Origin of the sequence: Streptomyces hokutonensis (genome assembly GCF_000376565.1) — a bacterium.
In the GTDB taxonomy this organism is placed as follows: domain Bacteria; phylum Actinomycetota; class Actinomycetes; order Streptomycetales; family Streptomycetaceae; genus Streptomyces; species Streptomyces hokutonensis.
In genome coordinates this window covers 1-21,585 of the sequence record NZ_BARG01000109.1, presented here as the reverse complement: position 1 = coordinate 21,585, position 21,585 = coordinate 1, and the positions used below count along the sequence as shown (strand labels likewise).

General features: G+C 64.9%; 17 protein-coding genes. 9 read left to right on the top strand and 8 right to left on the bottom strand.

The window, feature by feature from the left end; translation table 11 throughout:
* Nucleotides 1-8 precede the first annotated feature (8 nt).
* The 5 genes from SSP08S_RS50565 to SSP08S_RS50545 all read right to left on the bottom strand — a co-directional run bounded on the left by SSP08S_RS50565 (nt 9) and on the right by SSP08S_RS50545 (nt 4,935).
* A complete protein-coding gene (locus SSP08S_RS50565; protein ID WP_019075301.1) occupies nt 9-983 on the bottom strand; it encodes a sugar kinase in 975 nt (324 codons plus the stop codon).
* Nucleotides 980-1,666, bottom strand: coding sequence for a bifunctional 4-hydroxy-2-oxoglutarate aldolase/2-dehydro-3-deoxy-phosphogluconate aldolase (locus SSP08S_RS50560; protein ID WP_019075300.1), 687 nt, complete (start codon nt 1,664-1,666; stop codon nt 980-982). Before SSP08S_RS50560 ends, SSP08S_RS50565 begins: the two co-directional genes overlap by 4 nt.
* The gene (locus SSP08S_RS50555) at nt 1,663-2,580 is read right to left on the bottom strand and encodes a carbohydrate ABC transporter permease (protein WP_019075299.1); all 918 of its coding nucleotides are present in this window, start codon (nt 2,578-2,580) and stop codon (nt 1,663-1,665) included. Before SSP08S_RS50555 ends, SSP08S_RS50560 begins: the two co-directional genes overlap by 4 nt.
* Before the next feature lie 88 nt (nt 2,581-2,668).
* Entirely contained in the window at nt 2,669-3,541 is an 873-nt protein-coding gene (locus SSP08S_RS50550; RefSeq protein WP_019075298.1) for a carbohydrate ABC transporter permease, read from the bottom strand.
* A gap of 125 nt (nt 3,542-3,666) precedes the next feature.
* Entirely contained in the window at nt 3,667-4,935 is a 1,269-nt protein-coding gene (locus SSP08S_RS50545; RefSeq protein ID WP_019075297.1) for an ABC transporter substrate-binding protein, read from the bottom strand.
* Nucleotides 4,936-5,245: 310 nt separating this feature from the next.
* Between SSP08S_RS50545 and SSP08S_RS50540 the strand changes: the two genes are divergently transcribed.
* From SSP08S_RS50540 to SSP08S_RS50525, 4 genes are all read left to right on the top strand, one after another.
* A complete protein-coding gene (locus SSP08S_RS50540) occupies nt 5,246-6,286 on the top strand; it encodes a LacI family DNA-binding transcriptional regulator (RefSeq protein WP_043260410.1) in 1,041 nt (346 codons plus the stop codon).
* Between the two features lie 297 nt (nt 6,287-6,583).
* Entirely contained in the window at nt 6,584-7,372 is a 789-nt protein-coding gene (locus tag SSP08S_RS50535; protein WP_043260411.1) for an SDR family NAD(P)-dependent oxidoreductase, read from the top strand.
* A gap of 69 nt (nt 7,373-7,441) precedes the next feature.
* Nucleotides 7,442-8,587 (top strand): galactonate dehydratase, encoded by a 1,146-nt coding sequence (gene dgoD / locus SSP08S_RS50530; RefSeq protein WP_019075294.1) that lies wholly within the window; start codon nt 7,442-7,444, stop codon nt 8,585-8,587.
* A 207-nt stretch (nt 8,588-8,794) separates the two neighbouring features.
* Nucleotides 8,795-11,302 carry a right-handed parallel beta-helix repeat-containing protein gene (locus SSP08S_RS50525; RefSeq protein ID WP_019075293.1) on the top strand — a complete coding sequence of 836 codons (2,508 nt, stop codon included), beginning with the start codon at nt 8,795-8,797 and terminating at the stop codon, nt 11,300-11,302.
* A 306-nt stretch (nt 11,303-11,608) separates the two neighbouring features.
* On the opposite strand, the gene kilB is transcribed toward SSP08S_RS50525, so the two are convergent.
* Nucleotides 11,609-12,073, bottom strand: coding sequence for a plasmid transfer protein KilB (gene kilB, locus SSP08S_RS50520; protein ID WP_019075292.1), 465 nt, complete (start codon nt 12,071-12,073; stop codon nt 11,609-11,611).
* 728 nt (nt 12,074-12,801) lie between these two features.
* On the opposite strand from kilB, the gene SSP08S_RS50515 reads away from it, so the two are divergent.
* Nucleotides 12,802-13,395 carry a hypothetical protein gene (locus tag SSP08S_RS50515; RefSeq protein WP_019075291.1) on the top strand — a complete coding sequence of 198 codons (594 nt, stop codon included), beginning with the start codon at nt 12,802-12,804 and terminating at the stop codon, nt 13,393-13,395.
* A gap of 9 nt (nt 13,396-13,404) precedes the next feature.
* The gene (locus SSP08S_RS62280; protein WP_019075290.1) at nt 13,405-13,572 is read left to right on the top strand and encodes a hypothetical protein; all 168 of its coding nucleotides are present in this window, start codon (nt 13,405-13,407) and stop codon (nt 13,570-13,572) included.
* Between the two features lie 2,480 nt (nt 13,573-16,052).
* Here the strand turns inward: SSP08S_RS62280 and SSP08S_RS62275 are convergent.
* On the bottom strand, nt 16,053-17,837 hold the full coding sequence (locus SSP08S_RS62275; protein ID WP_158697343.1) for a P-loop NTPase: 1,785 nt from the start codon (nt 17,835-17,837) through the stop codon (nt 16,053-16,055).
* A gap of 49 nt (nt 17,838-17,886) precedes the next feature.
* Complete coding sequence (locus SSP08S_RS62270; RefSeq protein ID WP_158697342.1) at nt 17,887-18,762, bottom strand: DUF8453 domain-containing protein; 876 nt, start codon at nt 18,760-18,762, stop codon at nt 17,887-17,889.
* A gap of 1,110 nt (nt 18,763-19,872) precedes the next feature.
* Here SSP08S_RS62270 and SSP08S_RS62265 point away from each other — a divergent pair.
* The 3 genes from SSP08S_RS62265 (at nt 19,873) to SSP08S_RS50495 (ending at nt 21,377) form a co-directional block, all read left to right on the top strand.
* Nucleotides 19,873-20,274 carry a RipA family octameric membrane protein gene (locus tag SSP08S_RS62265; RefSeq protein ID WP_158697341.1) on the top strand — a complete coding sequence of 134 codons (402 nt, stop codon included), beginning with the start codon at nt 19,873-19,875 and terminating at the stop codon, nt 20,272-20,274.
* On the top strand, nt 20,271-20,555 hold the full coding sequence (locus SSP08S_RS58610; RefSeq protein ID WP_051106153.1) for a DUF7701 domain-containing protein: 285 nt from the start codon (nt 20,271-20,273) through the stop codon (nt 20,553-20,555). Before SSP08S_RS62265 ends, SSP08S_RS58610 begins: the two co-directional genes overlap by 4 nt.
* A 297-nt stretch (nt 20,556-20,852) precedes the next feature.
* Nucleotides 20,853-21,377 (top strand): hypothetical protein, encoded by a 525-nt coding sequence (locus SSP08S_RS50495; protein WP_019075287.1) that lies wholly within the window; start codon nt 20,853-20,855, stop codon nt 21,375-21,377.
* Nucleotides 21,378-21,585 lie beyond the last annotated feature (208 nt).

Below are 21,585 nucleotides of genomic sequence, written 5' to 3'. Positions count from 1 at the left end.
TTCAGTCCTCAGCGGAGTACGTCGTCGTGGTGGTCCAGCAGCGGGAGTTCGCCCCGGCGCGGCAGGCCCTCCCAGTCGCCCTCCGTGCCGACCGCGAACGCGCCGACCCGGGCGGCAGTGTCGAGCCGGACCGCTGCCGGTGCACCCGCGAGCAGCTCGGCCAAGTAGCCCGCCACGAACGCGTCCCCGGCACCCACCGAGTCGTGCACACGTGCAGGCAGCGCGGGTTGGCGGTGCGGACGGCCGTCGAGGAGCGCGAAGGCCCCCTCCGCGCCCAGCTTGATCACGGCACCGGACGGGCCCAACTCGCAGATCCCCTTGGCCAGTTCCTCGGGCTCATGGCGGTCCGGCACCGCGAGCCGTGCCTCGTGCGGACCCGCGAACACCAGGTCGCTGTCGTGGAGGAGAGGGAGAACCGCCTCCCGTGCCTCGCCCTCGTTCCACAGCAGGGAGCGGAAGTTGATGTCGAGGGACACCAACACCCCTGCCTCGCGGGCGATGTCGACCGCCCGGCGGACCGCCCGCGCCGGTCCCTCCCCCAACGCCGGTGTGATGCCGGTGATGTGGAGGACCGACGCCCCCGCCACCACCTCCTCCGGGATGTCCTCGGGGGTCAGGCGGACGCCCGCCGTCGCTGTCCGGTAGTAGCGCATCCGGTGGTGCGTGCTGGTGCGTCTCTCCTTGAGGAGCAGGGAAGTAGGGGCCGCGTCCCGTACGGCCACAGCGGTCACCCCTTCCGCCCGGAGTTCGCGCAGCACCAGCTCGCCCAGCTCGTCCTCGCTCACGCGGCCGATCCAAGTGGCCTTTCCGCCCAGGCGACTTACGCCGATCGCCACGTTGGACTCGGCGCCGGCGACGCCGAGGCGCAGGGTGGTGCCCAGGGTGAGCGGGCCGGGACCGGCGGCGGACAGGACGCCCAGGGTCTCGCCCACGGTGACGAGGTAGGGCTCGTCCTTCTCGACAGCAGGCTTACGGGTGTTCACAGGGGGTTCTTCTCCTTGGGCCCGGTGTCGGGCCTGACCGTCTCCAGCAGTGCGCGGGCCCGGGCCGTGAGGGCGTCCAGCGCCTCGGGGGTGGGGTCCCGGTCGGCGTCGCGCAGCAGCGGGGAGCCGACGCCGACGGCGAGGGCGCCCGCCGCCATGTACTGCCCGGCCGCTTCGAGGTCGACGCCGCCGACCGCCATGAGCGGTATGTGCGGGAGCGGGGCGCGGAGTTGGCGCAGATGGGTGGGGCCTCCGGTGCAGGCCGGGAAGAGTTTCACGGCCGCCGCGCCGGCCCGCCAGGCGGTGGTCACCTCGGTCGCCGTCCACGCTCCCGGGTAGAAGGGGATGTCCTGGTCGGCCGCGTCGTGGATGACGTCCGGTTCGACGTTCGGGGAGACCAGGAACTCGGCGCCCGCCGCCAGCGCGTCCCGGGTGTCGCCCTTGCTGAGGACCGTACCGGCGCCGACCGATACCCCGGCGCCGAGTTCGTCCTTGATCCGGGCGATCGCGTCGAGCGCCCCGGCGGTGGTGAGGGTGACCTCCAGGCAGGTGATCCCGCCGGCCGCGAGGGCACGGGCCGCGGCGGGCAGCGCGGAGGCGTCGGCCGACCTGAGGATGGCCATCACCCGGGTGCCGACCAACTGGGGTGTGAGCAGGGGCCGTAGAAACTGATGGTCCGTCACTTGACCGCTCCCGCCGACATTCCGGCGACCATCTGGCGCTGGAAGAAGATGAAGATGACCAGTAGGGGCAGCACACCGAGCAGCGCGGCCGGGAAGAGCGTGGTCGGCTGCACGGTGTGCGGGTCGATGAAGGAGTACGCGTTCACCATGACGGTGCGCTTGCCCGGGTCCTGGAGGAATACGAGGGGGACCAGCAGGTCGTTCCAGATCTGGAGCGAGATGAAGGTCAACAAGGTGCTGGTGACCGGGCGGAGGAGAGGCAGGATGACGACGAAGAAGGTGCGCAGCGCGCCGCAGCCGTCGAGGGCCGCCGCCTCCTCCAGGTCGGCCGGGATCTGCCGGATGAAGCTGGTGTAGAAGAACACGGCGAGCGGCAGGTTGAGCGCGGTGTAGATGAAGACGACGCCCGCGTAGGTGTCGAGCAGGTTCAGGTCGCGCATCAGCAGGTACAGCGGCGCGACCACGACGAACACGGGGATCGACGTGCCGAGGATGAAGAGGCGGTACACCGCCGTCGACCAGCCGGCCGTGATGCGGGCCAGCGGATAGCCCGCGAGCGCGCCGAGGACGGTGATGAGCACGCACGAAAGCCCGGTGATCAGAAGGGTGTTGAGGGTGCTGGTGCCGTAGTGGATCTGGCTGAAGGCGTGCGTGAAGTTCTTCAGGGTGAAGGAGTGCGGGATGCCCAGCGGGGAGCGTGCCACGTCCGCCGCCGTGCGCAGCGAGGTGACGATCGTGAAGACGAACGGCAGCACGAAGAGGACCGTGCCGAGGGTGAGCGCCGTGGTGCCGAGGCCGGTGGCCAGCCTGCGCGGGGTCCATGGTGCGGCGGCGCGGGGCTGGGGCGCGTCAGGCTTCCCGGCGGGGCGGCTGACTTCCGCCGCGGAGACCGCAGTTGAGGGGGGTGAGGTCATGGAGTGATCCGTCCGATTCCAACGATTCCAACGGTGCCGACGGTGAACTGCCGGGCGTGCGTACGCACTTGGGAGCGTCCGTACGTCGTCACACGCGCCGTTCGCGCAGTCTGAGCAGGGAGTTGGTCGCGCTGGACAGGACGACCACGGTCACCAGGAGCAGTACGGCGATGGCGACGCCGTAGGCGAACTTCCCGCCGCCGAAGATGTTCCGGTACACGAGCAGGGTCAGGGTGTCGGTGGCGCCGGCCGGGCCGCCGTTGGTCAGGACGAGCGGGAACTCGAAGACCTTGAGCGAACCGATCAGGCTGAGCGTCACGTTGACGGTGAGCGCGGGGGCCAGCAGCGGCCACTCGATGCTGCGGAAGCGGCGCCAGCCGGACGCGCCGTCCAGGGCGGCGGCTTCGAGGAGTTCGGTCGGCATGCTCATATAGCTGGCGAGGAAGATCGCGCACGAGTAGCCGGTGAACATCCAGATGTTGACCGTCGCGACCGAGTACAGCGCGGTCGACGGGTCGCCGAGCCAGACGTGCTCGAGGCCGCCGAGACCGACCCCGTCGAGCAGCGCGTTGAGGCCGCCGTTCGGCGCGAAGAGGTACGACCAGATGAACGCGGCCATCAGCGGCGAGATGAGGGTCGGGGTCAACAGGACGACGCTCAGGGCCTTTCTGACCTTCTCGCGGCGGAACAGCATCGACGCGAACAGCAGCCCGAGGCCGTTCTGCACGACGACGACCACGACGGCGTAGAGGACCGTGTGCCACAGGGCGGCGGAGATCTGCGGGTCGTCCGCCATCGCCGTGTACTGGTCCATGCCGACGAAGTGGGAGATCGGGCCGCCGACGCTGTCGGTGAGGCTCAAGTAGACGCCCCTGAACAGCGGATACAGGATGAAGAGCGCGTACATGGCGATCGCGGGGAGCAGGAAGGCGGCCATGGTGGCACGCCGTCGGTGGAACACGGGGGATCAACCTCCTTGGCCGTCAGGCCCCTTGGGGGAGTGGGCGGGACGGAGGTGGGCCGGCCGGGTCGATCACCCGGGCGGTGTTCGACTGACCGGACGGCCCAACTACCCGACCGATACGGCTACTTGGCGGACGCCGCCGTCTGGATGTCCTTCAGCGTCTTCGCCGCGTCGGACTGGCCCAGCAGGAACGACTGGATCTTGGAGCCGGTGTCGGTCTCCGACTGGGAGCCGTACCAGGTGTTGGACGGCAGTACCCGGTAACGGCCCTCAGTGAAGGCCGTGTTGAAGATGGTCGTCTCCGTCGAGTCGGGCGTGGTGCCACCGGTGAACGGGGACTCGGCGTGCTCGGCGTCCAGGTACTTCGCCAGATTCGCGCTCTGCGACCAGAACTTGACGTACTCCTTCGCGGCATCCGCGTGCTGCGACTGGGAGTTGACGCCCCACGCCGTGCCGGAGAACAGCATCGCGTTCGGCTTGGTGCCGGCCGCGCCGCCCGGCCAGGGGGCGAACGACACTGGGAAACCGGCCTTCTTGATGTTGGAGACCTGCCAGGCACCCTGGTACCAGAAGGCGCTCTTGCCCGCGCTGAAGTCCTGCGGCCCCTGCGACCACTCGTCGACGCCGAGCTCGTTCTTCCAGTTCACAAAGCCCTTGTCACCAAGGGTCTTCAGCTGGTCGAGCGGCTCCTTCCAGTCCGAGCCGAAGGACGCCTTGCCGGCCAGGAAGTCCGCGTCCCACTGCTTGTTCTTCTGGTAGACGGTCGTCGAACCGCTCGCCTGGAAGATGGAGCTGCCGGTCCAACCCGCCTTGTCCGGCAGTGAGATGGGCGTGATCCCGGCCTTCTTGATCTTCGCGAGGTCCGCGAGGAACGTCGGCCAGTCGGCGGGGACCTCGGTGATCCCGGCCTTCTTCAGCAGGTCCATGTTGGCGTACAGCCCGATGCCGATCAGCTCCATCGGCATGGCCAGCGTCTTGCCGTCGCTCTGCGTGAAGGGCTTCGCGGCCGAGGATATGGAGCTGACCCACGACTCGTTCGAGAGGTCCGCGAGGTAGCCGGAGGCGCCCCACTTCTTCATCTTGTCCGCGTCGACCATGATGACGTCCCCGGCCTTGCCGCCCAGCAGCTCGGGCTGGAGCTTCTGCGTGTAGGTCGGGTCCGCGGTGGTGTACTTGAAGTCGATCTTGATCTTCGGATGCGCCTTCTCGAAGGCCTTGTTGATCTCGGCGATGTTCGCCGGCTCCGCGCCGCCGCCCTTCCACGCCTCCACGTGGAGCGTGACCGTCCCGTCCGCCGAGGTCGAGTCGGAGCCGCCGCCACAGGCGGCGAGCGACGTCGCCAGGGCGGCGACCGCGGTGGCGACCGTGAGCAGTCTCCCGGAGCGCTTCATTGCACACCTCACCCATCATCGGCGCATGCCGATTTCGTCGTGCTTGCAGGGGTTTGATACAGAGAGTCGGTAATCCTCCGCGACAGCCGAGTCCCATCGGCTGTGCGTGGATCGCCGGATATTCCGGGCCTGAATGGATATATCACTGAAATCCATCCAAGGAAACCGGTTGACCAACGACTTCGGCGAACGCTAGGTTGCGGCGCCAGAAGGTGTCAAGAGGTCAAACGCAACACCGCATGCCGAACGCCACACCCCAGGCGAACCCGGCAGTCGGGGATGATTCGGTCGGCGGTCAGGGAGGATTCGGGTGGCTGAACAGCCCGTACGGGCAAGGCTGGTGGACGTCGCACGGGAGGCGGGAGTCTCCAAGGCGACGGTGTCCAAGGTGCTCAACGGACGGCAGGACCTGTCCGTCCGGCCGGAGACCCGACAGCGCGTCCACGAGGTCGCCGCCGCCCTGGGCTACCGCCCGCACTCCGGGGCCCGCGCCCTGGCCGGGGCCAGCACCCACGCCCTGGCCCTGCTGGTGCCGGCCCTCAACAACCCGACGTACGTGACGATTTCGCGCGGCGCCTACCAGCGCGCCCGTGAACTGGGCTATCTCTCCCTGCTCGCCGAGGACTTCGACGGCCAGGAGGCCGACGACACCTTCAACGACCTGGTCAAGGAGGGGCGGGTGGACGGCCTGCTGATCGCCTCCGCCCGCCCGAACCACCCCCTACTGGAGACCCTGAGCCGCAACCCGGTTCCGCACGTCTTCCTCAACCGCGCCGTCAAGGGCTCGGGCCGCAACGTCACGATGGACGTGGCGCGTTCGAGCGTCACGGCCCTCGACCACCTGCACGGCCTCGGTCACCGGGTGATCGGCCACATCGCCGGCCCCTCGGGGATCACCCCCAGTGAGGACCGCAGCGACGCGTTCCTACGGCACTCCGCGTCACTGGGTCTGGTCGCGGCACCGGTCGCCTCCGGCGACTTCACCGAGGAGGGCGGCGCGGCGGCCGCCCGCGAACTCCTCACCCCGGCCGAGGGCGAACCCCAGGTCACCGCGCTGTACACCAGCTCGCTGGCCCAGGCCATCGGGGCGATGCGGGCCATCCACGAGCGTGGCCTGCGCATCCCCGAGGACATCTCCCTCGTCGGCAACGACGACCTCCCCGTCGCGGGCTACCTCACCCCACCCCTCACCACGGTCGCGATGCCCCTGCACGAACTGGGGACGGCGGCGGTGGACGCGCTGGTCGCGGAGATCCGGGGGGAGTCGCCGGGGGATGTGGTCGTGCCGACCGAGCCGCGGTTGGTGTTGCGGGGGTCTACGGCGGGGCCGGGGGCCGGCGGGGCGGGGTGACCCGTAGGACCTGAGTAGGTGGGGGCGGGGTGACCCGTAGGACCTGGGTACGTGGGGGCGGGTTGACCCGTAGTACCCGTACGACCCGGATGCGCGAGCGCGAGCCGACCCGTAGTACCCGTACGACCAGTAGTACCCCTACGACCAGTAGCACCCGCAGTACCCGTAGCACCCGTAGCACCCGCACGATCTGACCGGACGGGTCGGCCCGAGCCGTAGGCCGACCCGGAAGGGCACTCCCGTAGGACGGACGTAGGACGGATGACCGGACGGGCCGGTCACGCCGAGAGGAACACCATGAGCCGCACCACCCCCGAGAACCACCCCGACCGTCACGCCTCTCGTTTCACCAGCCGTACGGCCCTCCTCACCGCCGCCGCCTCCGGCATCGGCGCCGCCACCGCGCGCCGCCTCGCCGAGGAAGGCGCGTCCGTGCTGGTCACCGACGTGGACGCGGCCGGGGCCGAGAAGGTGGCCGAAGAGGTCCGCGCCAAGGGCGGCCAGGCCCGTCACCTGGGGCTGGACGTCACGAACCCCGAGGCGTGGCCGGAGGCGATCCGGACCGCCCAGGAATGGACCGGCCGCCTCGACCTGCTGCACCTCAACGCCGGCCGCAACCTCCCCGGCGCGATCCACGAACTCGACGACTCCTCCTGGCACAACCACCTCCGCCTCGCCCTCGACTCCGTCTTCTACGGCGTCCGGGCCGCCGTTCCGCTGCTCTCGGCGGCCGGTGGCGCGGTGGTCGTGACGGGCTCGGTGCACGCGGTGCTCGGCTTCAGCGGCTTCCCCGCGTACGCCGCGGCCAAGGGTGGAGTCAGCGCGCTGGTACGGCAGTTGGCGGTCGAGTACGCGGGCCGGATCAGGTTCAACGCGGTCGTGCCCGGTGCGGTGGACACCGGTCTGTGGACCGACGCCCCGGACGAGTACCGGGCCCAGACGGCCGCCCGCACTCCGGTGGGCCGCATCGGCGAACCCGAGGACATCGCCGCCGCCGTCGCCTTCCTCGGCTCCGACGACGCGTCGTTCATCACCGGCCAGAACCTGGTCGTGGACGGCGGGCGCAGCATCAGCTCGCAGGAGTAGGACCTCTCCGCCACCCGTGAAAACCGCTCCCCGTACCCGTACGACCCGTAGGACCCGGAGGTCCGCAGCATGAAAATCACCGGATACGAGCTGTTCCTCGTCGAACCGCGCTGGCTCTTCCTGCGCGTCGACACCGACGCGGGCATATCCGGCTGGGGCGAGCCCATCGTGGAGGGCAAGGCCCACACCACGGCCAGGGCGGTCGAGGAGATGTTCGACTACCTGACCGGCCAGGACCCCGCCCGCATCGAGGAGCACTGGCAGATGCTCGCCAAGGGCGGCTTCTACCGCGGCGGCCCGGTCCTCAGCAGCGCCCTCGCCGGCATCGATCAGGCCCTGTGGGACATCGCCGGCAAGACCCACGGCGTCCCCGTGCACCAACTCCTCGGCGGCCACGTCCGCGACCGCGTCCGTATCTACGGCTGGCTCTACGGCGAGAGTCCCGAGGAACTCGCCGAGTCGGCGGCGGGCCAGGTCGCCAAGGGCCTGACGGCCGTGAAGATGAACCCCTGCGCGCAACTCGAACCGCTGGCGACCCCCGCCGCGATCGACGCGATCGTGGCCCGCGTGGCCGCCGTACGGGAAGCGATCGGTCCGGACCGCGACCTGGCGCTGGACTTCCACGGACGCTTCAGCGGAGCGATGTCGAGGCGCGTACTCCCGTACCTGGAACCGCTGTTGCCGATGTTCGTCGAGGAACCGGTCCTCCCGGAGTTCACCCGTGACCTCGGCGACGTCGTCCGCGCCACCTCCATCCCCATCGCGACCGGCGAACGCCTCTTCTCCCGCTGGGACTTCAGAGAGGTCCTCGGCGCGGGCATCGCGGTGGCCCAGCCCGACATCAGCCACGCGGGCGGCATCTCGGAGACCCGCAGGATCGCCGCGATGGCCGAGGCCTACGACGTCCTCGTGGCCCCGCACTGCCCACTGGGACCCATCGCCCTCGCCGCGAGCCTCCAACTCGACTTCGCCGTACCGAACTTCCTCATCCAGGAACAGTCCCTGGGCATCGGCTACGGCGACAGCAGCGGCCTGCTCGGCTACCTCGCGGACGCGTCGCCGTTCGAGGTCCAGGACGGCTACATCCACCGCCTGACGGCCCCCGGCCTCGGCATCACCGTCGACGAGGACAAGGTCCGCGCCGCCGCCGAACGCGGCCACCGCTGGCGCAACCCGGTCTGGCGCAACGCGGACGGTTCACTGGCGAGTTGGTGATCCGCGACCTGAACGACCGCTGACCTCAACGGCCCGTCGATGGCGGGTCGTTGGCTCCACGCTGTCCCGACGCCGTCGAATCCGGCGTCGGGACAGCACCACACGCTCCAGGCGCACCGGCGGCAACCGGTCATCGCGCCTGGTGAAGAGGGGAATCTCGCCGCACGCAGCGGCAAGGGACACATCCACCCATCCAAGGAGCGCGCAATGAAGCGTCGCAGATTCGGTTCTCCCGACGGACCACTTTTCGCCACCCGCCGAAGCCGAAGGCCGCGGGCCCTGGCCCTGATCGCGGCGCTGGCGGGCGCCCTGCTGGTCCCCGTCACGGCGACCAACGCCTCGGCGGCGGGCACCAGTTACTACGTCGACTGCTCGGCCTCCTCCAACGGCACCGGCACCAGCGCCAGCCCCTGGAACTCGGTAACAGCCGTCAACAGCACGACATTTGCGGCAGGCGACAGCATCCTCTTCAAGGCCGGCACGACCTGCACGGGCCAGCTCACTCCGGGTGGCTCGGGCTCCTCGGGCAGCAACATCTCCATCGCGTCCTACGGTTCGGGCGCGAAGCCGATCATCGACGCGGCGGGCGCGACGGGCGCGGTCATCCACCTCCTGAACCAGCAGTACTGGGACATCGGCGGCCTGGAGCTGATCGACAACTCCTCGTCCCCGGCGTACCGTTCGGGCGTCCTGGCCGAGAACAGCTCGGGCGGCGTCCTGAACCACATCCGCGTCCACGACATGTACATCCACAACATCGCGGGCTACGGCGGCGGTTGGTACTCGACGAACGCGGGCGTAGGCGTCCAGACCGACCACACCACCCCGGTCTCCACGTGGAACGACGTGGTCGTCGAGAACAACACCTTCGACCACGTGGACCGCATAGCGGTGGCGGTGACACCGGACGCGGACGGCCAGGGCACAGGTCTCACCACAGGCACGGTCATCCGCAACAACACGATGACGTACGACGGCGCGGACGACATCCTCGTCGTCAAGAACGACGGCGCCCTGATCGACGGCAACAAGGCGGGCTACGGCGGCGCGAAGTCGACCTGCCCGCCGTCGGGCCAGTACTGCAACGGCGCCTCCGCCGGCATCTGGATGTCCGGCAGCTCCAACACCGTCGTCCAGAACAACGAGGTCTACTGCCACATCAACGGCGCCGACGGCACCGGCTTCGACGTGGACTGGGGCAACCACAACACCACGTTCCAGTACAACTACAGCCACCAGAACCTCGGCGGCTTCCTCCTGGTGATGCCCCCCTTCACCATCGCCAACGAACCCACGTCGACGGTCCCCAGCGACGGCACGGTCGTCCGCTACAACATCAGCGAGAACGACGGCAGCAACTCGGGCTGCCCGACGTCGGGCACGCAGACCCACGGCGGCGGAGTCCTGCACTTCGTAGGCGGAGTGCCAAATCAGAGCGGTAGTTCGTCCGCGATCCCGCAGTTCTACAACAACACGTTCTCCGTCCGTGACGGCTTGAGCACGCCGATCCTCTACTCCCGCGCGGGCACGTCGATCAGCGGCGCGCTGTCCTTCCGGAACAACGCGGTCTTCAACTACGGCTCCGGCAACTACTTCACCACCACCGGCACTTCGACCTACTCCAACAACCTCTTCTACGGCAACCACCCGTCCCGCGAACCCGCGGACGCGGCCAAGGTGACGTCGGACCCGGAGTTCCGCAACGCGGGCAACGCCAACACGTCCTCGTCGTACACGGGCAAGAACGCGTACCAGGTCCACCCGTCGTCCCCGGTGATCAGGGCAGGCGCGGTCATCGCATCCAACGGCGGCTCCGACGCGTACGGCAACGCGGTGTCGGCCACGGCCGCCCCCAACATCGGCGCGTACAACGGCACCGGTGGCAACCTCCTCTCCAACGCGGGCTTCGAGACGGGCAGCCTGTCCCCCTGGACCCAGGCAAGCGGCACGGCGTCCTCGGTAACGGCGTCCAACTCCCGCACGGGAGCAGACGCGTTGACAACAGCGGCAAGCGGCAGCGGCGCGAACCAGTCCCTCACTGGCCTGACCCCGTCGACGACGTACCTGCTGACGGGCTGGGGCAAGGTGGCAACGGCAGGCGAAACCCTGGCGATAGGCGTCAAGAACTTCGGCGGCACGGAGACGTACACGAACGTAGCGTCGACGTCCTACTCGCAGGCGGCGATCCTGTTCACGACGGGCGCGTCGACGACAACGGCCACGGTGTATTGCTGGAAGAACGCCGGTGGCGCTGGGGCGGGTTACTGCGACGACTTGGCGGTAGAACCGCTGACGTCGTCGACGAACACGGTCACGAACCCGGGCTTCGAGACGGGCGCACTGACTCCGTGGACCCAGAGCACGGGCACGGCGTCCAGCGTGGTCGCGTCCAACTCCCGTACGGGAACGTACTCGTTGCAGACCGGCGTGAGCGCGAGCGGCGCGATCCAGACGGTGAGCGGCCTTACGTCCGGCGGCAGTTACCTGCTGGCGGCCTGGGCGAAGGTGGCGACCTCGGGCGAGGAGGTCGCGGTCGGCGTGAAGAGCTTCGGCGGCACCGAGACTTACCTGCGGGGCTCCACGACGACGTACACCCAGGAACCGATCTTCTTCACGACGGGCGTCTCCAACACGGCGGCGTCGGTGTACTGCTACAAGAACTCCGGTTCGGCGGCGGGGTATTGCGATGACTACACGGTGGTGAAGCTGCCGTAGGACGGCTGGGCGATGCGCATCCCCCGGGTCGGTGACCCGGGGGATGTTCGTTGGGGAGGGAAGGTCGGCCCGAGCCGGCGGCGCGTGTCACTCTCGCGCCCGTTGTCAGTGCTGACGACTATGGTCGCAAGCGCGCGGCCGGCTTCCGGGGGTTCCAGCTCCGTAGGGAATGGTTGCATCCCCGACCTGTCGGGGGCGGCCCGGAGAACGCGTCCGGGACCCAACCGACGGCCGGGCTCAGCTGATGGCCAAGCGGTGACCTGCCAGCGCCGGCCGCGCATGGTCCGCCTCCCGGGGACAGGTCTCTCAGAGGTGTTGCTTGCCCCGGCCGACAAGTCGGCTGATGCCGGCGCGAGTTCGCGCCCTTCGAGCGTCGAACTCGTCCCTTCCGTCGGCCTTGGGTACCACCGTGATGTCGGCGAGCACGTCCTCCGCGACCCGGCTCAGGGCTTCGTCGTCCGTGAGCATCTGCACCCGGAACAGGGCCTCTTGGGCGTTGGAGCGCAGGTCGTAGGCACGGATGCGTACCGCGTCCGGATCCTCCGGCGGGGGCTGCTCGTGCTCGCAGAACCACAGATGGACCAGGCAGCGCCGATAGTTGATCAGCGCCCCGGCGTACACGGAGTAGGCGTCGAGCCGCTCCTGCCGAAGCTTCTCGCGGCGCGCGAACTGGTGACTCCTGTCGGTGGTGCGCTGCTGGAACGCCAGAGTGATCCCCGAACCGAGCAGAGTCCCCAGGACGGCTATGCCACTGGCGATGATGGTCTCCACGCACCTAGCTGATCACGCGAGGTCGGCCTCGGCACGGCGTATGCGTACGCACGTTGTGAATTGGTCCTACGCCGTCACCGCCTCCAACCAACTCCCGCGAGACCCCGGACCGATCACGGATCACTTCTTACGACGCCTGCCCGCGCGCTTGTTCAACTCGGCCTGGCCACGCTTCGTCCACTCACCTTGGTGGAGGTAGCAACGTGCCATGCCCTTCAGTGTCTTGTTCTGACAGCGCCGGCCGGTCGCCGTCGGCCAACCGCACTTCCCTTGCTTCCACTCACCCATGGGCTCTCCCCCCCTCGCCGGTTCCCTCGGTGTTCGGGGATCCAGCGTCTGGCACGTAGCTGACGTGGAGGAGGGCGTACGGTCGGCGGAGTTGGGCGATGGGGGTGCGCGCGGGTCGGTAGGGGTGTTGGGGTGTGTGCGGGAGAGGCGGCGCTGTCGGCGTCGTTCACGTTAGCCCTGAGGGGAGCCGGCCTCGACGGACGGTGCAGTTCCGGCCTGGAACTGTGGGACCAGGTACGGGTGCGCGCGACGAGGATGGAGGGGGTTTTGCGCCAATGTGGGGTGTTCAGTGCAGATGGGGCGATCGTGATTCGGCCAAGGCTGCGCCGTGAGCCCCGCTCCTCCCAGCCTTCGAACTAGTGTTCCCATGTTGCCGGATCGACCGACCGGCATCGCAACGGGAGGGAACACCTATGCGCACAGCAAGACCCCTGTCCGTCATGGCTGTTGGCTTGACCGCGGCCGCTGTTCTGGGTTCCGGCACGTCGGCCTCGGCGGTGACGCCGGACGCCGCGGACAACCCGCACCCTTCAGTGGGGCACGTGATGGTGGACGGACACCGTGTGGTGACGGGGACCACCATCGGGGAGTGGGGCAGGACGACGAAGGGCGAGTCGTACTCCTTCACCTACAAGGCCGGTGACGCCAAGCCCGCCGCGCCCGCCGCTCCGGCGGCGGCGAGCTGCTCGGTGTACATCTCGGACGTCTCGTTCCACGGAGCCGGCGCCGGGGCGTGGTTCCAGTGGGAGACCTCCCAGGCGTGCAGCGGCTCGTTCGGCTCGCAGAAGCTGCAGACACAGATGTGGCGCAGCTCGTGGAGCGGACCGCGCGGCTACAACAACTGGCACGGCACGGGACTGACCTCGAGCAGCTTCATCGACTACGGATGGTCGACGGACTGCAACGACGGGGGCGGCACCTACACCTACTACCCTGTGATGCAGGGCTACGCCAGCGGGATCGGCTGGGGCCCCAAGACCCGCTCCGACAACGATCTGCGCAAGGGATGCGGGACCAGGTCTCCGAATCCGTAGGAGAGACGCATGGGCGAACAACCCCCCACCCGGTACTCGCCTGACGGTACGCCCCTGGGGCGTACCGCGAACGACATCAGGTTCACCACCAGCTACTCCACCGAGACCCCACGCGCCCGCAAACTGCGGTGGCTGATCAGGGACGTGTTTCGTCGGCCGGTGAAGAACAGCGGGTAACCCACGGTCGTGCGAGCGCAGGGCGTGAATGGGCCCTCTCCGCGGGAACACCTCGCGGGGAGGGCCTACCGCTGTCGGGGAGAGGTGCGTCGGCTCCGGCAGCAGCGGCGAAGGCGACGGGACGCAAGGGAGTCCTAGAGCTGACCTCGCCACCATGGCGCGTCCAGGCTGTCAGCCGGGATGACCTTGGCCCGTACCAGGATCTTTCTGTCGAGGGCACGCACGAGGGTGCGCAACTCACGTGCGCTCTTCCTGGGCAGTGCGTGAAGCACGGCTTCGAGGTGGTCGCGAAAGCCGCCGCCGTAACACCCGCACCTGGGGATGCGGCAATCGCTGCCTGCGAGTGGATCTGCAAGTTGTCTGAGAGGGCCGTGGGCATAAGCCTGCCAGTGCCAGAACGCTTCTTCTGTGGCTTCGGGCCAGAAGCGTGTCCGCTCCAGCCGACGCAGGTCGGCCGCGCAAGATCCTGAAAGACGATGGATGAGCGGATACCGTCGCCGCCTCCAGGGGCGGACAAGGATGTCGCCCCGCAGGGCTGAGGGGCGCCTACGCGGCATTGCCCCTTCGGTTGTCGGTCATGGGGGCAACGTACAGAACCACGCGCCAGGTGGCCACCGCGTATCCGGTGGAGGAGGGCCTGAGTTCAGCCACAGGCATCTGCAACCAGCTTGGATGCAGGCCCTGTTGAACAGCTTGCCCGTGCCACTCGGCGGTGGTGACGGGGCCGTCCACGGTCTCTCGGGGCTCCGTCATGCTCGACCCCACCCCGTACAGGGTGTTCCAGGGAAAGTTGGACTCCGAAAGGTGGCTGACTGCTGTCATCAACCCTCTCGACGGCGGGCTGCTCCGACCGCACATCCCCGAGCGTCGAATCGGCTGTTGCCGTCCCAACGGTTCCGCCAGCCCCAATCTGACGTGCGGCCGGTGCGGAACCGAAGTGGGCATCGAAATCTCGGACTGCTGGACGGAGTTCGACGTCCGTCTCCTGCTCCCCAGAGTTGTGCGGCACGCGACCGACGGGACCGAGCAGGGTTCGTAGGTCTGGAACAACCCTGATCGAACGTAAGTCGTTGCGGCTGGGCCAGCACGCTTTCCAACTGTGGTGGTGGGGTCGGGGGCATCGGACGGGGCCGTTCACCTGCGTTCATAGACGTTCGGTCGTGGGAGCGGCCACCGGCTTCGGTCTCGTCTGAACGACCGTGAACGGTGCTGAATGAGACGGAAACTGAGACGGGCGGCGGGGCCGGGGTCGCTAGCATCGTTGCTGTTGAGGGGGGATCTATGGCGCTGGTCCGCAGGGGATCACGACGAATTTTTGTCGACGGCACCGCTATCCGCTGGCGGCTGCGGGGCAGGCCGACGTACTTCCAGGGGCTGGCCTGATCGCCGTGCGCGTTCGAGGTCGAGAATGCGAGCAGCCCGGGCACGATGCTCGTGGTAACTACCAACCAGCTGCATCCGAGTAACTGGTTCGGCCGCGAGGCCACGCCTGTATTGCCCTCCGGCGTTGCCGAGGCCATTCACCCTGCTCTCCGGGAGGTTTGGACTCCGACGGCGTGAGGCTCTCACCCCGAACGGAGCAGGGGAAGCGGGAGGCTTGGGGGCCTGTGCCTCAGCCGACGACAGTCAGCAACGACGGTGGGCGCGGCGACCGATCACGCACGCGTGTGCCTCGCTGTACCCCCACCGGCCTCAGCCACGCTGCCGGGGTGTGTTCGTCGCCGGGGTAAGTTGCGGCGGCGGAACCGTAGTGGCGGGGTATCGGGCGGTGACCTCTTCGTCCCGAAGCCAACTTGGGCGAGGGCTCTGCCTTGGGCTGATGGGCTGCTACTCAAGCGCCGTTTGCAGACCGTCTGAGAGGCGACTGCCGTTAAATCGGCCCAGACCATATCGGTCTGGGCCGATTTCCCTGGTGCCCCCGGCAGGATTCGAACCTGCGACACCTGCTTTAAGGGAGAGGATTGGTGACCCTGAGCTGGGGCTTCAATACCTGGTCAGTCTGCCGAGAAATCTACCGCGAGACACCCTCGTTGACTGTGGCTGACCCCTGCATCTTGCACGACAGTGGCACGAACTTTAGCCGACGACAGCTAGCCACGATGGCGGGGGTGCCAGCCGACCACGCACGCGTATGTCTCGCTGCATCCCCCACCGTCCTTGGCCACGCTGACGGCGTCGTCGACCAGAATAGGCTGCGACGGCGGAACGGTGGGCGAGGCATTGGGTAATTACTGCTTCGTCTCGAATTCTCGACTGAGAGGTCATAAAGGATTCCTGGCCGGGTCAGTTGCCCGTTGGTGGCTCTTGTAGGTGACTAGGGCCGCGTTGGTTGTTGTCATCCACTGGTAATGCACCGTCATCTCGCTCATGGATCAACGTGGCACCGGCCTTACGGAGGACGCTGGCTCGTCGACCGTTCCCTGCTTTTCAGCGTCGACCCATTGCGGAGGGGGATAGCGCTACCATGCAGAACACGGAAATCAGGAAAACCCCAGATCTTTATACATACCCCTGAACGATAGTTTGGGCATCGCAATGAGTTGCGGCAATTCTCGCTCACGAACGGCCCATGCTGCTGCAATCCCTTCTTCAAGTGCAAGCTTGCAGTCATTAAGACCAAGCTTGGGAACACCCCATTCGTCAGCAAGTCGCCGCTGGCGCGAGAAGTAGGATTTCGCAGTTTCGCTGAGGTCGAGAAGGTGGCCGAGCGTTTCTGCAGCCCGCACACCCATAGCGAGTTTTTCCATTGGGTTTCTCTGATACATGGATGCCATAGTCCCACCCACGGCAGCAAGTGCAATTTCAATGTGATGAGACCCTGGGGACGTATTTCCCGCCAGGTCCGCTAGCGAGATTGACGAGAGCCAGACACTCATGCCTGGGTTCCCTAGCGTGCCCTCGATGCTGGCCCATTCGCTATAAAATACCCTTTCTCTATTTGAAAGAGTACGGTCTCGCATCGAGAGCAGTCTCTTGGAGGCGCTTTCTGAGATGTACCCTGCCTCATCGGCCTGATCCGCTTTGCGAAGGACGTGTGTGAGGTTATGGATATAACGAAGGCTATCCCCCTCCTCTGCTACCGCCGCTCTGGCAGTGGCTATGGCAATATCCAGCCGAGACTTCTCAAAGAAACGACATAGATTTGGATACTTCTCGTAATCGCGAATAAAATGATGACGCCCGGCTCGAATGGCAGACTGCACCAACTTAGCGTACGTTTCTGCGAGATTTACATTGACTTGTTCCGCAACTGTAAGGCAGGATTCAGCGATGAGTCTATGACGACTCATTACACCGCCTCCCGCCATTGTGACTGCAGCCTCATCGCGGAGCGGAACTACAATCTCGCTCATAATTTGAGAATTCGATACGCCAAACATTTCTGCAAGAATGCTTGGCGTTAGATGCAATCGCACCGAATGTGCAGCCGCGATGTATAGGAACGCGCTAGACAACGTATGCCCCGAAGGAGTTCTCCGGGCGGCAAGGGACCTTATCAAATCTCTAACGCGATCTGTAAAGTAATCACCGTAGCGAACACGAATCATTCCACCGAGCAGAGCGCCGTCTTCTTCAGCAGCCTCTTCACGGATTGCCCTCAGAAGTTCTGCCACACGCAGAACGTCATCCTCCCAATCAGCCAAGCGGCCAAGTCCCTTTTCGCCATGCTGACTCCATGCGGCTACTACTATTTGTGCATCAGCCTCGTCCAGCCCTCTAAGATAAAACTTTTTGTATCCGATATGCGTCGCCCATGGATATGCATCGCCTTGGGCATTTCCCCAATCGATTGAGCGAGAAATTGCGACATAGGAAATGTCTGGACGTTTGACTCGGTTGACAATTTGGAAAAGATCGTGAGCGATTTCCTCCGCGTCGTCGCTAAAAAGGATGTAGTGCTTACCTGTAGGTAATGACTGCACGAGTGACGCGTCAAGGGGCGCGTTTGGAGATCTCCACAGCACCAAGGAGTTGGGTGCAGAACGGGCGATATCGGCTGCACACTGCATGGCAACCGTCGTCTTTCCTTCACCACTCGCTCCATGAATCAGCCGAAGCCGCCCCACTGGTGATTTGGGGGAGTATTCCATGAGGTCTGCTGCCAAAACTTTCGACACGCCGCGTTGCGGAATGCTGCCACTCAGGATGTCGCCCCATGCAGGTGGACGTCCGTCGAAATATGACAGGACTTCCTTTTCGGAGTAGTCACTGTAGGCCTGTTGTAGAAAATTCGTGTCTACGCGAAGCCAATCTCCTTCTCGCATACAAGCCACCTTAAGGCTAAATCTCGTAACGTTAACTGTCGCGAGGTCCTCACGCTAGTCGAAGGCTAGCGATATTCTCCTGTTCTCCCCGGAGGTCATTCCAGGAAACTGTGCAGTTGACTTGTGAGGCGCTTACAAGACTAGCGGCAATGTGGTATCGAACCTCACTGTGTGGTGCCAGAACTGGAAGATCAGGGCCGTTCTCTTCTTGTTCAGTAATGATCTCCCAAGGTTGGCCATTTGGTGAGGCCGCCTCGATTTTCAGAGACACGTCTCGGGCCGGCCCGTCTCCTGTGTTATTCAACACAAGATACCAGTTCCTTTTCCCTGAGCGATCGATCGCGTCAACGCGTGGCCACACCTCTGCAACGGGGCCTCCTCTTGATGAGTATTCCAATTGGAAGTCGTTTCTGGCTTCTTCTCGCGACACTGCTGCAACAAGGATTGTTTCCACGTGGCGCGCCAAGTCGGCATCAGTCGAATAGTCAAGAATCAGGGCTGACGATTCGATTTCGGTAATATATTCATTCAACCGCGTCGCTTGGGTAAAGTCGATCACGCTGGCATCGACGGGACGGCGACACCTCAGAATGCTCACATGCTTGCCGCTCTCGCTGAGCCGAGAGATCTCCTCTGCTGTACCCGACTCGTGTAGATCCGTGGGCGTGCCCAATCGATTGGCGAAGATCGCAATGCATGCATCACATTTATCAACAAGCTGTCGGTTTAGAATTTGCTGAGGTGGCTGACCAAATTCTGCTGCAGCGTGCGTACCCCAAGAGATTGGCATGATGATTGATCCAAATTGCTCGCCATAAACGCCGTTCCAGCGGTTGATCGACTGCTGGATGATCAGCAAGTCTGTACGTGGCACATCACCGGGAGAGGAGATAAGGAGGCGCCGAACTGAGGCACTGAAGGCCATGCAAGCTCCTGGATTACTGTTCAAGCCCTAAGCCGTGAGTGTGAGCATAGCGAAGGAGCAGTCCCGCAGGATAGGACTCGCAGCAGGTGGGACGGTTCGGGGAGGATCCGTCTCGGCGTCGATCCCACCCTGCCCACGCCTAAACCTGCTGTCCAAGGCTTATCAGTCCTATCGGAACGGCTGCCTGACTGTCGATCGAACGCGTATGTGTCGCAGTTGCCACGGCTGTTCGGCCGACTACCTGCGCAATGAACATAGCCCAGGCACAGCCCGAGAATCGCTTGGTGTTCGCACCTCAGCCGACGACGGCCGGTGCGCCGACCGGGCGCGCGTGGGCTTCGTTGCACCTCTCCGGATGTCTGCGGAGTGTTAGCGAGCAGCCAACGACCGCCCACACGTGGTTCTCGTTGGTGCAGAGGGTTCGCTTGTTGAAGGGGGTAGGTGGCTTGGCGTCGCAGGATCCAACCTGTACTTGCAGGCTTTGGTGTCTGCAGCCGATGACAAGCTGATGTCTGTTGGCGAACACCCGCCACCCGCTGTGGCTCTAGAAGATTGTTGAATCTACTAGCAGCAGTAGCGCAAGGAGCGTACCGTAATAGATCGTCATGATTAACAAGGAATGACTCTCTGCATGTCACTGCCCGGTGGGTGATGGCAGGTTTGCAGTATAGGAAAAATCCGGATGAAAGGTTTTGGATTATCACGAGGTTAGGGGTGTAAGTGAAGTCGCGCGTCTTTATTAGTTTCGACTATGATCATGATGTGGTTCTAAAGGAATTTCTGATTGGTCAAGCAAAACTTGATGATAGCCCGTTTTGGATTGCCGACTGGGCAATTAAGGCTGCTTCTCCGTCGTAGTTCTTTGCGGGCAGCACGCAAATTCTGCTGTTGATGCTGAAGTCTGGATGGCACAGCAGGAAGGAATTCCGTACCTCCTTCTGAAGGGGTACAGGGACGAAATCTGTCGCGCGCCGAAGGCTGCTGGCGTAACTGACAAGATCCATAAGTGGACCTAGTCAAATCTCAAGACTCTTATTGGAGGCGGTCGATGAATGACAACCGTGAGGTTCCTGATCCAACAGTTGTCGACTTGTATAAACTAGCGGTGAAATGGCGGACCGGGTGTCAGTGCGAAGGGGCACGGCCAATGCCTTCTTCCTTTCGGTTCAGACAACGCTTATTTCTATCATGGCGTTGGCCTATGAGAAGCTCGATAAGGCGCATTACGCTGTCCACTTGTCCCTCTCGGCTGCAGGCTTTACGCTCTCGATCTCGTGGTGGCTTCAGCTGCATATCTACAGAGATTTGAACACTGCAAAGTTTGCTGTCATAAACAAGCTAGAGGAGCGCCTTCCAGTTCAAATCTTCCAGGATGAGTGGAACTCTCTCAAGCGTTATCCGCTGCCTCCGCTGAGAAAGAGATATGCTGAACTTGGGTATGTGGAGCGCGTAATCCCCGGAGTCTTTGCCGCACTGTATGTGCTTCTTTATTTAGGCAGGGTTACATCATGAACTATCTTCAACTAGATGCTGAACGGATCAGAAGTTTCATTCCGCCCGAGGTGAATATCCCGCCCCGTGCCGAGGGCCTGTTTCTCCTCTACGCTGTTTTGCTGCGCTCAAAAGGTGCCGCAGTGAGTAGTTCTGACGCGCATGATGCGTGGTCCGCTTGGGCCACGATGGAGCAAGAAAGTCATGCGTCGATTGTTCTCTATGATGACCTAACTGATTCGGTCCAGCAGGAAGACGCTCCCTTCGTGGCAGCTATCAGGCTAGCCGCACAGGGGCGCTAGTCGACCGGAAGAAATCCATGTGCGCCCTTGCTCTTTCACACGGCTGGTCTGCTAACGCGGCACGGGCGCCGGCTGGGCTGGAGCGGGGCGGAGACAGGAGCGCAGGCCCGGCCGGGGGCCGGGCCGCGCGCGGGGAGCGGAGCGAGCCGCCTTGAACCAGTAGAGAAAGTTGTAACTCACCCGGCTGGCAAGGTGGTTGTCCGGTCTCGGTTGATGCTTGACGTACTGCTGGCCCGGCCAGCCCGGGTGGTTCATGCGCAGCCATCCAGCGACACTGGTGGTCGCTAGCCTGTCCGAGTGATTACCGATGATCGACAGTTTCCCGAGGCGTTGGCCGCTGCGCTGGCGCTTCCGATCGAGTACAACGGCGGAGATGGGGTCGACTTCGAACCCTTCCCGGCCTTCCTATCCGCGGAGCAAACTACTGACTGGTTCAGGGCCTGGACTGGCAACGCGGAGTTGAGCGGCGACGATTTCCGTGTGTTTGGCCAGGATGGCTCGGGTGGATATGCGGCGTTCTGGTTGATCCGTCAGCACAGCCCACTCATCGATCAGCCTGTGGTCTTCCTGGGTTCGGAGGGTGAGACCGGTGTCGTGGCGTGTGATCTGGGCGCCTTCTTGTGGCTGTTGGCCGGAGGCTATGGCCCTTGGGAGGCAGCCACCTCCTACGAGCCTGACTGGACGCCGTCTCCCAATCGCGAATTGGTGGCCGTCGCGGAACGATTCGCAGCTGGCCAGCAGCAGTCGGGAGCCGCAGTCATCGAGCAGGCGACACGGGAGTTCCCGGACTTCGATGACACCATCATGGCGCTTTGCCGCTGACTCGGCTTGCGCACTGCCGCTGCGTGGCCACCGTCCACACAGTGATCGTCCGGCTCCAGCGTTGAGATTCCTAAGAACCTGAACGGTTCAGGATCAACCGAAATCAGCCCTCGGATGGGCGGTGAAGTCGTGTGCGCAAGCTGGGAGTTCAGCAGCCTGACGGTGTGCCAGTGGTAGGAAGGTCACGGGGCTTACGGTCCAAGTGATG

Coding starts and splice junctions, on each gene's coding strand:
- SSP08S_RS50555 (WP_019075299.1), bottom strand. CDS start 2,580: ATGACCTCACCCCCCTCAACTGCGGTCTCCGCGGCGGAAGTCAGCCGC.
- SSP08S_RS50545 (WP_019075297.1), bottom strand. CDS start 4,935: ATGAAGCGCTCCGGGAGACTGCTCACGGTCGCCACCGCGGTCGCCGCC.
- SSP08S_RS50535 (WP_043260411.1), top strand. CDS start 6,584: ATGAGCCGCACCACCCCCGAGAACCACCCCGACCGTCACGCCTCTCGT.
- dgoD (WP_019075294.1), top strand. CDS start 7,442: ATGAAAATCACCGGATACGAGCTGTTCCTCGTCGAACCGCGCTGGCTC.
- SSP08S_RS50525 (WP_019075293.1), top strand. CDS start 8,795: ATGAAGCGTCGCAGATTCGGTTCTCCCGACGGACCACTTTTCGCCACC.
- SSP08S_RS50515 (WP_019075291.1), top strand. CDS start 12,802: ATGGCTGTTGGCTTGACCGCGGCCGCTGTTCTGGGTTCCGGCACGTCG.
- SSP08S_RS62280 (WP_019075290.1), top strand. CDS start 13,405: ATGGGCGAACAACCCCCCACCCGGTACTCGCCTGACGGTACGCCCCTG.
- SSP08S_RS62275 (WP_158697343.1), bottom strand. CDS start 17,837: ATGCGAGAAGGAGATTGGCTTCGCGTAGACACGAATTTTCTACAACAG.
- SSP08S_RS62270 (WP_158697342.1), bottom strand. CDS start 18,762: ATGGCCTTCAGTGCCTCAGTTCGGCGCCTCCTTATCTCCTCTCCCGGT.
- SSP08S_RS62265 (WP_158697341.1), top strand. CDS start 19,873: ATGGCGGACCGGGTGTCAGTGCGAAGGGGCACGGCCAATGCCTTCTTC.
- SSP08S_RS58610 (WP_051106153.1), top strand. CDS start 20,271: ATGAACTATCTTCAACTAGATGCTGAACGGATCAGAAGTTTCATTCCG.